At 69.1% G+C, this 12,840-nt stretch carries 12 protein-coding genes; 9 read left to right on the forward strand and 3 right to left on the reverse strand.

Annotated elements, in window-relative coordinates:
* The first annotated feature begins 31 nt into the window (after positions 1 to 31).
* The 3 genes from LTV02_RS08650 to LTV02_RS08660 are packed head-to-tail and all read left to right on the forward strand — an operon-like array spanning position 32 to position 3,837.
* Positions 32 to 1,480: an APC family permease gene (locus LTV02_RS08650; protein ID WP_233039487.1), complete on the forward strand. Its 1,449-nt coding sequence runs from the start codon at positions 32 to 34 to the stop codon at positions 1,478 to 1,480.
* A 27-nt stretch (positions 1,481 to 1,507) separates the two neighbouring features.
* Positions 1,508 to 3,445, forward strand: coding sequence for a primary-amine oxidase (locus tag LTV02_RS08655; RefSeq protein ID WP_233039488.1), 1,938 nt, complete (start codon positions 1,508 to 1,510; stop codon positions 3,443 to 3,445).
* The gene (locus LTV02_RS08660) at positions 3,442 to 3,837 is read left to right on the forward strand and encodes a hypothetical protein (RefSeq protein ID WP_233039489.1); all 396 of its coding nucleotides are present in this window, start codon (positions 3,442 to 3,444) and stop codon (positions 3,835 to 3,837) included. Before LTV02_RS08655 ends, LTV02_RS08660 begins: the two co-directional genes overlap by 4 nt.
* Here LTV02_RS08660 and LTV02_RS08665 read toward each other — a convergent pair.
* Positions 3,797 to 5,197: an aldehyde dehydrogenase family protein gene (locus LTV02_RS08665; protein WP_233039490.1), complete on the reverse strand. Its 1,401-nt coding sequence runs from the start codon at positions 5,195 to 5,197 to the stop codon at positions 3,797 to 3,799. The two genes, LTV02_RS08660 and LTV02_RS08665, sit on opposite strands and share 41 nt — an antisense overlap.
* 87 nt (positions 5,198 to 5,284) lie before the next feature.
* Here LTV02_RS08665 and LTV02_RS39210 point away from each other — a divergent pair, with 87 nt between their 5' ends.
* Entirely contained in the window at positions 5,285 to 5,902 is a 618-nt protein-coding gene (locus tag LTV02_RS39210; protein ID WP_269821614.1) for a TetR/AcrR family transcriptional regulator, read from the forward strand.
* Between the two features lie 126 nt (positions 5,903 to 6,028).
* Positions 6,029 to 7,213, forward strand: coding sequence for a glycosyltransferase family 87 protein (locus tag LTV02_RS08680; RefSeq protein WP_233039491.1), 1,185 nt, complete (start codon positions 6,029 to 6,031; stop codon positions 7,211 to 7,213).
* Positions 7,214 to 7,295: 82 nt separating this feature from the next.
* On the opposite strand, the gene LTV02_RS08685 is transcribed toward LTV02_RS08680, so the two are convergent.
* Complete coding sequence (locus LTV02_RS08685; protein ID WP_233039492.1) at positions 7,296 to 7,910, reverse strand: TetR/AcrR family transcriptional regulator; 615 nt, start codon at positions 7,908 to 7,910, stop codon at positions 7,296 to 7,298.
* 98 nt (positions 7,911 to 8,008) lie between these two features.
* On the opposite strand from LTV02_RS08685, the gene LTV02_RS08690 reads away from it, so the two are divergent.
* From LTV02_RS08690 to LTV02_RS08705, 4 genes are read left to right on the forward strand one after another with little or no spacing between them, the layout of a single operon-like run.
* Positions 8,009 to 8,902 carry a metal-dependent hydrolase gene (locus LTV02_RS08690; RefSeq protein WP_233039493.1) on the forward strand — a complete coding sequence of 298 codons (894 nt, stop codon included), beginning with the start codon at positions 8,009 to 8,011 and terminating at the stop codon, positions 8,900 to 8,902.
* A gap of 50 nt (positions 8,903 to 8,952) precedes the next feature.
* Positions 8,953 to 9,936 (forward strand): PDR/VanB family oxidoreductase, encoded by a 984-nt coding sequence (locus LTV02_RS08695; protein WP_233041527.1) that lies wholly within the window; start codon positions 8,953 to 8,955, stop codon positions 9,934 to 9,936.
* A gap of 19 nt (positions 9,937 to 9,955) precedes the next feature.
* Positions 9,956 to 11,419, forward strand: a complete 1,464-nt coding sequence (locus LTV02_RS08700) for a flavin-containing monooxygenase (RefSeq protein WP_233039494.1) — start codon at positions 9,956 to 9,958, stop codon at positions 11,417 to 11,419.
* Positions 11,419 to 12,282 (forward strand): SDR family oxidoreductase, encoded by an 864-nt coding sequence (locus tag LTV02_RS08705; RefSeq protein WP_233039495.1) that lies wholly within the window; start codon positions 11,419 to 11,421, stop codon positions 12,280 to 12,282. Before LTV02_RS08700 ends, LTV02_RS08705 begins: the two co-directional genes overlap by 1 nt.
* Here LTV02_RS08705 and LTV02_RS08710 read toward each other — a convergent pair.
* Positions 12,212 to 12,754 carry a DUF1772 domain-containing protein gene (locus LTV02_RS08710; protein ID WP_233039496.1) on the reverse strand — a complete coding sequence of 181 codons (543 nt, stop codon included), beginning with the start codon at positions 12,752 to 12,754 and terminating at the stop codon, positions 12,212 to 12,214. The two genes, LTV02_RS08705 and LTV02_RS08710, sit on opposite strands and share 71 nt — an antisense overlap.
* Between the last annotated feature and the right edge of the window lie 86 nt (positions 12,755 to 12,840).

Genomic DNA, 12,840 nt, shown 5'->3' on the forward strand with positions numbered 1-12,840 from the left:
TCAAAGATCCTCGCTCTTCCGGAGGTGCCACATGGCCCCCACATCCCCATCCGGCCCGGCGTCACCGCCCGCCGGGCTGCGCGGTTCGCTCGGTCCCGGCGCGATCATCTTCATGGTGGTCGCGGCCGCCGCGCCGCTCACCGTGATCGGCGGCGGCGCGCCGATCGCCATCCTCATCGGCAACGGCGCCGGCTATCCGGCCATGTTCGTGGTGTCGGCGATCGTGCTGCTGCTGTTCGCGGTCGGGCTCAGCGCCATGAGCCGCCACGTGCCGAAAGCCGGTGCGTTCTTCACCTATATCGGGTACGGGCTGGGCCGCCCGCTCGGACTGGGCGCGGCCTACCTGGCCTGGCTGACCTACACGATGGTGCAGGTGGCCGTGTACGGATTCCTCGGCGCGGCGCTCCGGCGCTCGATCGTGGACATCGGCGGCCCCGAACTGCCCTGGTACGGCTACGCGCTGGCGATCGTCGCGGTGGTCGGTGTGCTCGGCTACCGGCATATCGAGGTGAGCTCCAAGGCGCTCGGGCTGCTGCTGATCGCCGAGGTCGGCATCGTGCTGCTGCTCAGCGTCGTGGTGATGGCCCGGGGCGGCGCGGAAGGGCTGTCGGCGCAACCGTTCTCGCCCGACACGGTGCTCTCCGGTTCGCCCGGGCTGGGCCTGATGCTGGCCATCGCCGGCTTCATCGGCTTCGAGGCCACCGCCGTGTTCCGGGACGAGGCCCGCGATCCCGCCCGGACCATCCCGGTCGCCACCTACGGCGCGGTGCTGGCCATCGGTGTGCTCTATGCGTTCGCGTCCTGGGCGCTGGTCATGGCGTGGGGGCCGGACGGCATCGTGGCCGCGGCCGCCGAGAACCCCGGCGATCTCATCGTCCGCACCGCGCAGGAGTATCTGGGCACCGCCGGTGCGGTCGCCGTCAACGTGCTGCTGCTCACCAGTCTGTTCGCCTGCGTGCTCTCCTTCCACAATGTGGTTGCGCGCTACCAGCATTCGATGGCCGCGACCAATGTGCTGCCGAGCGGGCTGGCACGCGTGCACGACCGCCACCGATCGCCGCATCTGTCCTCGCTCGCGCAGACCGGCACGGCGGGCGCCCTGGTCGCGGTCTTCGCGCTGTGCGGCCTCGATCCGGAACTCGAAGTGTTCACCTGGTTCTCCGGTGTGGCGAGTCTCGGCGTGGCGGTGCTGATGGCGGTCACCTGCGCGGCGGTCATCGTCTACTTCGCGCGCACCGGCAGCGATACCCGCCGCTGGCACACCCGGATCGCACCGGCGTTCGGGCTGCTCGGGCTGGCGGTGGCGGCCGGGCTGATCGTGGTGAACTTCCCGACGCTGATCGGCGGTTCGACCGCCCTCGCCGCGGTGCTGCTGGCCGTCACCGCCGCGTTCCCGCTGGCCGGAATCGCGCAGGCGTACACGCTGCGGCGCGCCAATCGAACGGTCTACGACGGCATCGTCGATGCCATCGCCGCCTGAATTTCCTTCCCAACCAGGAGTGTTCACATGTCCACCGTTGAAACTGCGCGCACCGCAATGGACTCCGTGCTCGCCGCGCTCGATGCCGCCGAGATCGATGCCGTGCGCGAGATCCTGAGCGCGGCCGGTCTGGTCGGCCCGACCGTCCGGTTCGTCTATGTCGGCCTGGACGAGCCGGACAAGGCCGCCGTGCTGGCGCATCACGACGGCGCCGGTCCGGCACCCGAACGGCTCGCGCGCATCCTGCTGCTGGACATCTCGACCGGAGTGTCCCGCGATGTGCTGGTCTCGCTCACCTCCCACGAGATCCGGGCCGACACGGTGCTGTCGGGCAGCGGCGGCCGGGTGCCGATCCTCGAGGAGGAGTTCGCGGAAGTCGGCGTCATCCTCGCCGGCGACGAAAGCTGGTGCGCCGCCCTGCGCGCCCGCGGCGTCGACCCGGCCGCCACGGTCTGCGTGCCGCTCTCGGCGGGCAGCTACGGCATCCCGGGCGAGGAGGGGCGGCGCATCATCCGGGTGTTCGCCTTCCGGCAGGACCATCCCGAGGATCACCCGTGGGCGCACCCGGTGGACGGGCTGTGCGCCTACGTGGACATCATCGGCCGGGAACTGCTGCAGCTCATCGACCATCGGATCCTGGACGTCCCCGACGAGCACGGCAACTTCCAGGACCCGGCCCTGGCCGCGCCGGGATTCGAGGACCTCAAGCCGATCGAGATCACCCAGCCCGACGGTCCCAGCTTCCGGGTCGACGGCGATCGCGTCGAATGGGCGAACTGGCGGCTGCAACTCGGCTTCGACGCCCGGGAAGGACTCATCCTGCGCCGGTTGCGGATTCGCGACGGCGAGCGCTACCGGCCGGTTCTCTACCGCGCCTCCATCGCCGAGATGGTGGTGCCCTACGCCGACCCGTCCCCGACCCGCTTCTGGCAGAACTACTTCGACACCGGCGAATACCTCTTCGGCCGGTTCACCAACTCGCTGCGCCTGGGCTGCGACTGTCTCGGCGAAATCCATTACTTCGACGCGGTACTGAGCGACGAACTGGGTATGCCGCGCACCATCCCGAACGCCATCTGCCTGCACGAGGAGGACTACGGCACGCTCTGGAAGCACACCGACCTGTTCACCGGCGTCAGCGAGGTGCGGCGGCAGCGGCGGCTGGTGATCAGCTTCTTCACCACCGTCGGCAATTACGACTACGGCTTCTACTGGTACCTGTACCTGGACGGCACCATCGAATGCGAGGCGAAACTCACCGGCGTCGCGTTCACCGCCGCCTATCCGCCGGAGGGGTCGGCGTATCAGAGCGAGGTCGCGCCCGGGCTCGGACTGCCCTACCATCAGCACCTTTTCAGCGCGCGCCTGGACATGATGGTCGACGGCGTGGCCAATGCGGTCGACGAAGTGGAGGTCGGCCGCGTGCCGGTCGGGCCGGACAATCCGTGGGGAAACGCCTTCACCGCCAAGAGGACTCGGCTGGCCAGCGAGGCCGAGGGCGCACGCGACGCCGACGCCGCCAACGGACGGGTGTGGCACATCGTCAGCACCGAGCACACCAATCGGATGGGCGATCCCACCGCCTACGTGCTGCACGCGCACCAGACGCCGACCCTGCTGGCCGACCCGTCCTCCTCCATCGCGGCCCGGGCGGCGTTCACCACCCGGCAGCTGTGGGTGACGCGGTACGCGCGCGAAGAGCGGTATCCGGCGGGAGATCTGGTGAATCAGCATCCGGGCGGCGACGGCCTGCCCGCCTATATGGCGGCGAACCGCTCGCTCGACGGCGAGGATCTGGTGCTGTGGCACACCTTCGGGCTCACCCACTTCCCGCGCCCGGAGGACTGGCCGGTCATGCCGGTGGACTACGCGGGGTTCAAACTCCAGCCCTACGGCTTCTTCGACCGCAATCCCGTCCTCGGCGTACCGCCCAGCGCCGCCGCGCACTGCTGCCATCCGCAATGACCGCTGTTTCCGTTGCGCCGCACCGCATCACGGCTCGATGCGGTGCGGCGCTGGCCGCGGGATCGGCCTTGCTGCACGCGGCGGGGACGCCGGGACACGGACCGTCCATGCCGTTGTTCGCCCTGGTGAATCTGATGAGCCTGGCGTGCCTGGCCTGTGCCTGGCATCTGTGGACGGACCCGCGGGCGCGCGTCTGGCAGGTCAGTGCGGGAACCAGCGCCGTCATGATCGCACTGCACCTCGCCATGCCGACCCACGGCGGTCACGGCGCCGGTGCGGCGTGGATTCCGCACGCGGCGACCGGGATCGCCGGGTGCGAGATCGCGCTCGCGCTGGGGGCGCTGGCCGGGCTCAGAGCAGGCGGCGCAGCAGCCGTTCCTTCAACCCGGTGAACGGGGGATAGGCGATGCGCAGGGTGTCCGGGCGCAGCGGCTTGTCGAGCACCGCCTTGGCGTGGCTGAAGGTCTCGATGGAGTACGCGCCGTGGTAGCGGCCCATGCCGCTCTCGCCGACGCCGCCGAAGGGCAGGCCCGCCACCGCCAGGTGCGCGTTCGTGATGCCGAAAGCCAGGGCGCCGGAAGAGGTTTCGGTGAGCAGCCGCTGCTTGGCGGCGTCGGAGCCGAGGAAAGCGTAGAGGGCGAGGGGCTTGTCGCGGGCGGTGATGAAGGCGATCGCCTCGTCCAGGTCCCGCACCCGCACGATGGGCAGGATCGGCCCGAAGATCTCCTCCTTCATGACCGGTGACTCCGGATCGACGTCGGCGAGGACGGTGGGGGCGAGGTAGCGGCTCGCGCGATCGGTGGCGCCGCCGGTGACGATGCGGCCGTCGCCCAGCAGCGCGGTCAGGCGATCGAAGTGCCGTTCGTTGACGATCCGCCCGTAATCGGGGCTCTGCTGCGGGTTTTCGCCGTACATATCGCGCACGGCCTGGGTGAGGAGCGGTTCGAGTTCGCGCGCGGTCTCGCCGATCGCGAGGATGTAGTCCGGTGCGACGCAGGTCTGTCCGGCGTTCATGAACTTGCCCCACACCAGCCGCCGGGCGGCGGCTGCCAGGTCGGTGCCGGGGTCGACGACCGCGGGGCTCTTGCCGCCCAGCTCCAGCGTGACCGGGGTCAGGTGCTTGGCCGCGGCGGTCATGACGATCCGCCCGACCGTGCCGTTGCCGGTGTAGAAGGTGTGGTCGAAACGCTGGTCCAGCAGATCGGTGGTTTCCTTGACCGCGCCTTCGACCACCGCGACCGCGGCCGTGTCGAGGTACACCGGCAGCCATTCCGCGATGGCCGCCGAGGTCGCCGGAGCCAGTTCGCTCGGCTTGACGACCGCGCAGTTACCGGCGGCCAGCGCGCCGACCAGCGGTGCCAGCGCCAGCTGCAGCGGGTAGTTCCAGGGGCTGATGATCAATACGGTGCCGAGCGGTTCCAGCACGGTGCGGGCGCGCGCCGGAGCCAGCGCCTGCGGCACCCGGGCGCGGCCGGGCCGCAGCCAGCGCTCCAAATGCTTTACCGCATGGTCGATCTCATTGATCGTGAACCCGATCTCGGTGGTGTACGACTCCAGCGCGCTCTTGCCCAGATCGGCGTGCAGGGCGGTGGCGAAGGCGTCCTCGCGCTCGACCAGCATGCGCTTCAGCGCGGCCAGCTGCGCCTTGCGCCAGGCGAGCGGTCGGGTGTGGCCGGTGGCGAAGGTATCGCGCAGGCGGGCGACGGTGCCCGCCGCGGCCACGGCCTCGGCAAGAACTGCGGAATCGGTCATACCGGTCACTATATGCGAAACGAAAGGATTCAGTTTCGTAATTCGGCGGTTTCCGTTCCCGCTCTGGGTACGCAGTACGCTGACGCCATGACAGCAGAGGCCACCGTCCGCCGCGGCCGACCCCGCGACGCCGCCCGGGATCAGGCGATCCTGGACGCGACGCTGGCCGTGCTCGCCGAAACCGGCTATGGCGGCCTCACCACCGCCGCCGTGGCGACCCGGGCCGGCGTCTCCACCGCCACCCTCTACCGCCGCTGGTCCTCCAAGGAAGCCCTGGTGGTCGCCGCCGCCTCCACCTACGGCGAGCATGCCGGCGACGCGCCGGACACCGGCAGCTTGGCAGGCGATCTGCGAACCATCCTGCGCGCCAAGGCGGTGGTGTCCACCGGTCCCAGCGGCATGCTCCTGCGCGCCTTGATCGGCGAAGCCTCGCACAACGGGGTGCTCGCGGAGGCGATGGCGGCGGCCTTCCTGCAACCGGTCCGAGACCGGGTGGGCGAGGCCGTACGACGGGCCACCGAGCGCGGCGAGATCGCGCCGGTCGAAAACGCCGACCTGATCGGCGATCTCGTCATCGGGCCGGTGATGAGCCGGTTCTTCTTCACCACCTCGACTCCGGACGCCTTCGACGCCGCCGATGCCGAGCGGATCGCGGACGGGCTGCTGCCCTTGGTGCTGCGCGCCCTCGGTGCGGCGCCGTCCTAGATCAGGGCCTCGGACTGCCACCGCGGCCGCCAATGCGGCACTGCCGTCCGAGTACGGCTAAGGTCCGGATTCGTGTTGCCGCGAATTACCTTGCCGTCCAACCGAACAACCGCTGCCATCTGGCTGGTGGCGGGTCCGCTCGTGCTGGTCGCGACCCTCATGTCCGTCCAGCGTGTGCTCGACGTCGGCGCCCTGCTGGCGCCCCTGGAGTCCACCGACATCATCGGGCAGCACGTCGATTTCGAGACCTTCTGGAGTTCGGCCGCCGCGCTCACCCGGGGCGAGGACATCTACCAGACCCACGCACAGCTGCGCAATCTCAACCCGCCGCTGGTCTCGGTACTGCTCGTACCGTTCACCGCACTGGATCTCGTCACGGCCTACCGCGTCTTCCTCGTGCTGATGCTGCTCATGGCACTGGGCTCGGTCCTCGCGGTCTGCCGCGAGCTGCGCCTGCGCCCCGCCGTGACGGCCTCGGTCCTGCTGGCCGTGCTCGCGTGGTGGCCGCTGTACGGAACGCTCATCCTCGGCCAGATCTATCCGCTGCTGCTGGCCGGCCTCGTCGCCGGCTGGATCGCGCAGCGGCGCGGGCGGCCGATACTCGCGGCCGTCTTGTTCGGTATCACCGTGGCGCTCAAACCCTCGCTGGCCCCGCTGCTGCTGCTCGCCGCCGCGCAGCGCAAGTGGTTGCCGTTCCAGGCCGGGATCGCCGCGGCGGCGCTCGCCTCACTGCTCGGGGTGCTGTGCGCCGGACCGTCGAGCGCCCGGGACTGGCTGAATATCGTCACCGCCGAAAAGGTCTCCGGGTGGGTGGACAACGCCTCGCTGCCCGGGCTCGCGGTGCGCTTGGGCGTGCCCGCCGCAACCGGGATGGCCTTCGGGCTGGCGCTGCTGACCGGCACTTTGTGGTGGTGCGGGCGGCATCGCGACCGCCTCGATCCCGGCGGCACGGCCCCGTGGGCGGTGCTGGCCGCCGCCCTGCTGCTCTCGCCGATCGCGTGGCACAACTATCTCCTGGTGCTCGTGCCGGGTGTGCTCGTACTGATCCCGCTCGGCCGCGCCGGAATCGCCACGATCGCACTCGTAGTGCCGGTCATCGCGGTCACGCAGAGCAACGAGATGCCGCCACCGGGCATCGCCGCCGCCCTGACACAGTCGCTCTACTGCGCGATCCTCATCAGCTACTGGGTAATTCTGGTGCGCGCCATAACCCTTCCGCTTCCGGTCTCCCCAGGGTCCCCGACCGCGCCCCCCGAGACCGGTCCGCAGCGGCCGCGCATTCACCACGACATCAGGCTATCGGCTGGGTAGGACATCAACTGGCTCAACGCCTCTCAGCTCGTTTGTCGACCACCTCGATTCACTGGGAGACAGAACCTAGTGGCGGGTTCGTTCAGCCGATGATGATCGGCACCAGGTACTTGCCCGCGTAATCGGCCAGTTCCGCGTCGGTGTGCACCTCGATCGCCCCGAGCGGCACCAGGATCATGGAATGCACTACGCGGCAGGCTATTTCGGATCTGACGGCGAGATCGTCCGGGGCGGTGAACAATCCGCGCCGGGCCGCGTCGGCGAGGATCTGCGCGGTCGCCGCCACGGAGAGGGCGAAGACGCCGTTGTCCTCGGCGGTGAGTTTCATGATCACGCGCTCGGGTTCGACGCTGAGCAGTCGCTCCACCAGAGGGTGTGCGCGCCATCGGGTTACGACGGTGGTGAACACCCGGGTGATCAGTTCGGTGATGTCGTCGTGCTGTGCGGGCAGGCCGGCCAGCTCGGCCAGTAGGCGTTCGACCTCGCGGCGCACGACGGCTTGCACGAGGTCGTCGCGGGAGCCCACCCGGCGGTAGACGGTGACCCGGTCCACGCCCGCCTGTTTGGCGACATCCTCGATGGTCGACTTCTTGACGCCGACCTTCTGGAACTGGATCAGGGCCGCGTCCAGGATGCGGGACTCGATGTCGTCGACCGCATCGGTGCGGGTCGGAGTCGGTTTCGGCGGGGTGGGCACGGGGGCAACGCTAGCAGCCGGACGGGGCCGTGCAACAAATCGTGGCGATTTGTGTCTGCAACATTGCAATGTGATTTGTTGCGTTGTACGGTCGGCGCATGGCTGAGAAGGTCGGCGCGGCGAGGCGCCACTACAGCGACGAAGCCCATGCGATTCACGCCCGGGAGGTGCGGTTCGACTTCGCGTCGGTGCCCATGCACTACATCCCCGGGGAGGTCCTGGCCACGCACATCGTCAATGTCATGCATCTGGTGCTGCCCGAAGGGGAACGGGCCATGGCGCAGGCGCTTTCCGAAGCGCTGCCGCATATCCGGGACGCGCGGCTACGGGAGGAGGTGACCGGGTTCATCGGGCAGGAATCCATGCACGCGAGCAGTCACGAGGCGGCGCGGGAACATCTGCAGTCGATCGGGCTGGACGTGGACGGGTACGTGAAACGCGTTGCGTGGCTGGTCGATCGGATACTCGGGGATCACGGGCTGACCGGGCGGGCGCGCGAGGAATGGCTCAAGGAGCGGCTCGGGCTGTTCGCGGGGATGGAGCATTACACGGCCGTGCTCGGGGAATGGCTGCTCGAGGCGGACGTGCTCGAGCGCAAGGGCATGCATCCGGCCATGCTCGATCTGGTGCGCTGGCACGGCGCCGAGGAAGTCGAGCATCGCAGCGTCGTCTACGACGCGTACATGTATCTCGACGGCGGGTACGCGCGGAAGGCGCGGACCGCGGTGCTGGCGAGCGCGACCCTGCTGCCGCTGTTCATCGTCTCGACCGCGCATCTGTTCCGGAAGGATCCGTCGAGCGACAAGGGGCGGTTCTGGGGCGCGCAGTTCCTCGATGCGACACGGCGCGGGGTGATTCCGAGCTGGACGGTGTTCTTCAGCGAGTTGCCGCGCTATCTGCGGCCGGGGTTCCATCCCTCGCAATTGGGGCCGATGGACCGGGCGCTGCGGTACCTCGCGCATTCGCCCGCGGCCCGGGCGGCGGGGGAGTGAGCGTGATCGAGCCGTCGGCGCCGGCCGGACTGCGGGTCCTCGGCGGGGTGATGGATGCCTACAAGCGGGTCTTCGTGAGCGGACCTGCGGCCGGTCTGCTCTCGCCGTCGAATCCGGTGCGGCGCAGCGGGTTCGACGCGGTCGTGTGCGTGGATCGGGTCGAGCGGGTGGCAGCGGATGTGGTCGCGCTGACGCTGCGATCGGCGACCGGCGGCGCGCTACCGGCGTGGCGGCCCGGTGCGCACATCGATGTGTTCCTGCCCTCGGGACGGCAGCGGCAGTACTCGCTGTGCGGGGATCCGGCCAATCGATGGCGGTACCGGATCGCGGTGCGCGCGATCCCCGGCGGCAGCGGATCACGAGAGATCCACGAATCGATACGGCCGGGACAGCGGCTGCGAATTCGCGGGCCGCGCAATGCCTTCGACCTGGTGGACGCGCCCTCGTACCTGTTCCTGGCGGGCGGCATCGGCATCACCCCGCTGCTGCCCATGTCGCAGGCTGCCGGGCGGCGCGGGCGGCTGGTCTATCTGGGTAGATCCCTGGACACCATGCCGTTCCGGCACGAGCTGCCCGGCGCGGAGATCCGGCCCGACGATCGCTACGGGGTGACCGATATCGCCGAGCTGATCGCGAGCGCCGAACTCGGTGCGGCCGTGTACGTCTGCGGCCCGCCGCCCATGCTGGAGGCGGCCCAGCGCTGCCGGTTCCGGCTGGACCCGACGGGTTCGCTGCACCTGGAACGGTTCTCGGCCCCGCCGGTGGCCGACGGCATGGCGTTCGACCTCACGCTGGCGCGCAGCGGCGCCACGGTGCGGGTCGGCGCCGGCGAGACCGCCCTGGCCGCCGTGCGCCGCCGCCTGCCCGATATCGGCTACTCGTGCCAGCAGGGCTTCTGCGGCACCTGCAAGGCGCGCGTCCTGTCCGGTGCGGTCGACCACCGCGATCGCGTCCTCACCGATTCCGAACGAGCCGATCAGATGCTGATCTGTGTGTCCCGCGCCGCGGGCGACGGTCTCGTCCTCGATCTCTGATTCCGCTGGAGAACCACTGATGCCCGAAAGTACCGAGCACGCCCATATCGTGATCGTCGGCGCCGGATTCGGCGGCATCGGCCTCGCGATCAAGCTGCGCGAGGCCGGATTCGACGACCTGGTCGTGCTGGAACGCGCCGCCGACCTGGGCGGGACCTGGCAGGCCAACACCTATCCCGGGTGTGCCTGCGATGTGCCGTCGCAGCTGTACAGCTATTCGTTCGCCCCCAATCCGGACTGGTCGCGCACCTACGGGCGGCAGCCGGAGATCCTGGCCTATCTGCGCCGGGTGGCCGCCGAGCACGATGTGGTGCGGCATATTCGATTCGGCGCCGAGGTGCTCGACGCCCGCTGGGATGACGACCGGTCGGTGTGGCGGATCGAGTATTCCGGCGGGCAGCTCACCGCCGACATCCTCATCTCGGCCACCGGCGTGTTCGCCGACGCCAAGTATCCGGCGCTGCCGGGGCTGGAGTCGTTCGCGGGCAAGGCTTTCCATTCGCTGCACTGGGATCACGCCCATGATCTGACCGGCGAGAAGGTGGCGGTCATCGGCACCGGGGCGTCGGCGGTGCAGTTCGTTCCCGAGATCCAGCCCCGGGTGGGAAAACTGCTGCTGTTCCAGCGTTCCGCGCCCTGGATCGTGCCGCGCCTGGACCGCGCGACCTCCGGGCTCGAGCGGTTCCTGCTGCGCCGGATTCCGTTCACCCAGAAGGCGATTCGCGGCGGCTGGTACGCGGCGATCGAGGGTTTCGGGCTGATCTCGCTGGTGGATAAGCGCTTCCGGCATCCTTATGAAGCGCTGGGCCGCCTGCAATTGCGACGGCAGGTTCGCGATGCCCGGCTTCGCGAAACCCTGACCCCGGACTATGTGATCGGCTGCAAACGCGCCATCTTCTCCGACGCCTATCTGCCCGCCCTCGACCAGCCCAATGTCGACGTGATCACCCAAGGCATCGCCGAGGTGAAGCCCCATTCGATCGTGCTGCGCGACGGCACCGAACACGCTGTCGACACCATCATCTTCGGCACCGGATTCACCGCCATCCCCACCGCTTTCGAACGTTTCACCGGCCGCGACGGGCGCTCCCTCGCCGACCTCTACCGCGAACACCCCCAGAGCTACCTGGGCGCCACCGTCGCCGGTTTCCCCAACTTCTTCTGCACCCTCGGCCCGTTCGGTGCGGCCGGAAACCAATCGGCCATCTACATGATCGAGTCCCAGATCGCCTACATCGTCGACGCCGTCCGCACCCTGCGCCACACCGCGACCCGTCGCATCGAACTGCGCCGGCCCGTCCAGGACGCCTTCCTCACCGAAATGGCCACCCGCAGTTCCACGTCGGTCTGGCTCACCGGCGGCTGCCAGAGCTACTACACCACCCCCGACGGGCTGAACGCCGGGCTGTACCCCAACTGGAGCTTCGAATACCGCCGCCGCACCAGGCGATTCGATGCCGAGTCCTACGAGATGAGCAGCTGATGGAGTGGATGAAACCGCCGTATCCGGTACGCGACCGGGTCGTGCTGATCACCGGTGCGGGGCAGGGCATCGGCGCGGAAACGGCCCGGCTGCTGCACGCGCGCGGGGCCGAGATCGCGGTGGTCGATATCGACACCGTGGCCGCCGAATCGCTGGCGAAATCCCTTGGGGACCGCGCTTTCCCGGTCACCGCCGATGTCGCCGACCGCGGGGAGATGGCCTCGGTCATCGAGGAGGTGGTCAACCGATTCGGGCAATTGGACGTCGTCGTGGCCAATGCCGGGGTCGTCCCGGCCCCGGCCACCCTGCGATCGATGGACGCGAGCGCCTTCGACCGCGTCCTGGACATCAACCTGACCGGCGTCTTCAATACTGTCCACCCCGCACTCGATCACGTCATCCGCGCCCGCGGCCACATCGTGGTCGTCTCTTCCTGCGCCGCGTTCGCCCCCGGTATGGGCGGTGCGCCCTACATGATCAGCAAGGCCGGCGTGGAACAGCTCGGTCGTGCGCTGCGCGTGGAACTCTCGGCGCACCGCGCCACGGCGGGCATCGCCTATTTCGGCATCGTCGATACCGCCATGACCCGGAATACCCTCGACGACAACGAGATCGGCCGCCGCCTCGAGGAACTGCTGCCCTGGCCCTTGAAGACCCGCATCACCGCCGAACAGGCCGCCCGCACCATCGCCGACGGTATCGAACACCGCGCCGCCCGCACCATCGCCCCCGCCGGCTGGCAGCCGTATGCCCTGTTCCGCGGCCTGATCAACACGGTCCTCGACGGCGCGCTCACCCGCGATCCCCGCGTGCACGCCCTGTTGCGAGAGGTCGAAGCGCGGACCGTCGTGCGGAGTCGGTGACCGGCGCTGCGGTCCCACCGTCGTAGCTCGTGACAGCGATGATCAGCGCGACGAAAGCGACCAGCGCACAGCCGGTGCGGGCGAAATGGAACTGTTCCCAGCGCTGCAGCACCTCGGCATAGTCTGCGGGCGGCCCGCTCACCGCCCAGACCTTGATGTGCTGGTTGATGGGGACATTGCCGAAGCGGGTGATGAGGAAGGAGGCGAAAGCCAGGACGGCGGCGACAGCGGCGAGGATTCGGGCCCGGCCGCCGGACCGTACCGCCAGGACGACCGCACTGAGGATGGTCAACGCCATGAGGGATTGCATGACCGGTCCGTTCACCCGCATGAGCGCGGTGTGGAAGGTGAATCGGACATCCAGGGGGACCTCGCGGAAGGCATAGAGCACATTGACCGCGCCGTATCCGAAGGCCCCGGCCAGCAGGCCGGGAAACAACAGTGCCGCCGCACGAACGATTTTGGAGGGCATGGAACTCCCATCGGGTACCTATCGCAACACCGAGTTGCGATAACATCAGGGTGCCCGGAACCCGCCAATATCGCAACAGGGAGTTG

Source organism: Nocardia yamanashiensis (assembly GCF_021183565.1).
In the GTDB taxonomy this organism is placed as follows: domain Bacteria; phylum Actinomycetota; class Actinomycetes; order Mycobacteriales; family Mycobacteriaceae; genus Nocardia; species Nocardia yamanashiensis.

Bases quoted from the DNA above. Each gene is read 5' to 3' on its own strand.
- LTV02_RS08695 (WP_233041527.1), top strand. From the start codon at position 8,953: ATGGATGCCTACAAGCGGGTCTTCGTGAGCGGACCTGCGGCCGGTCTG.
- LTV02_RS08655 (WP_233039488.1), top strand. From the start codon at position 1,508: ATGTCCACCGTTGAAACTGCGCGCACCGCAATGGACTCCGTGCTCGCC.
- LTV02_RS08650 (WP_233039487.1), top strand. From the start codon at position 32: ATGGCCCCCACATCCCCATCCGGCCCGGCGTCACCGCCCGCCGGGCTG.
- LTV02_RS39210 (WP_269821614.1), top strand. From the start codon at position 5,285: ATGACAGCAGAGGCCACCGTCCGCCGCGGCCGACCCCGCGACGCCGCC.
- LTV02_RS08690 (WP_233039493.1), top strand. From the start codon at position 8,009: ATGGCTGAGAAGGTCGGCGCGGCGAGGCGCCACTACAGCGACGAAGCC.
- LTV02_RS08700 (WP_233039494.1), top strand. From the start codon at position 9,956: ATGCCCGAAAGTACCGAGCACGCCCATATCGTGATCGTCGGCGCCGGA.
- LTV02_RS08660 (WP_233039489.1), top strand. From the start codon at position 3,442: ATGACCGCTGTTTCCGTTGCGCCGCACCGCATCACGGCTCGATGCGGT.
- LTV02_RS08665 (WP_233039490.1), bottom strand. From the start codon at position 5,197: ATGACCGATTCCGCAGTTCTTGCCGAGGCCGTGGCCGCGGCGGGCACC.
- LTV02_RS08705 (WP_233039495.1), top strand. From the start codon at position 11,419: ATGGAGTGGATGAAACCGCCGTATCCGGTACGCGACCGGGTCGTGCTG.
- LTV02_RS08710 (WP_233039496.1), bottom strand. From the start codon at position 12,754: ATGCCCTCCAAAATCGTTCGTGCGGCGGCACTGTTGTTTCCCGGCCTG.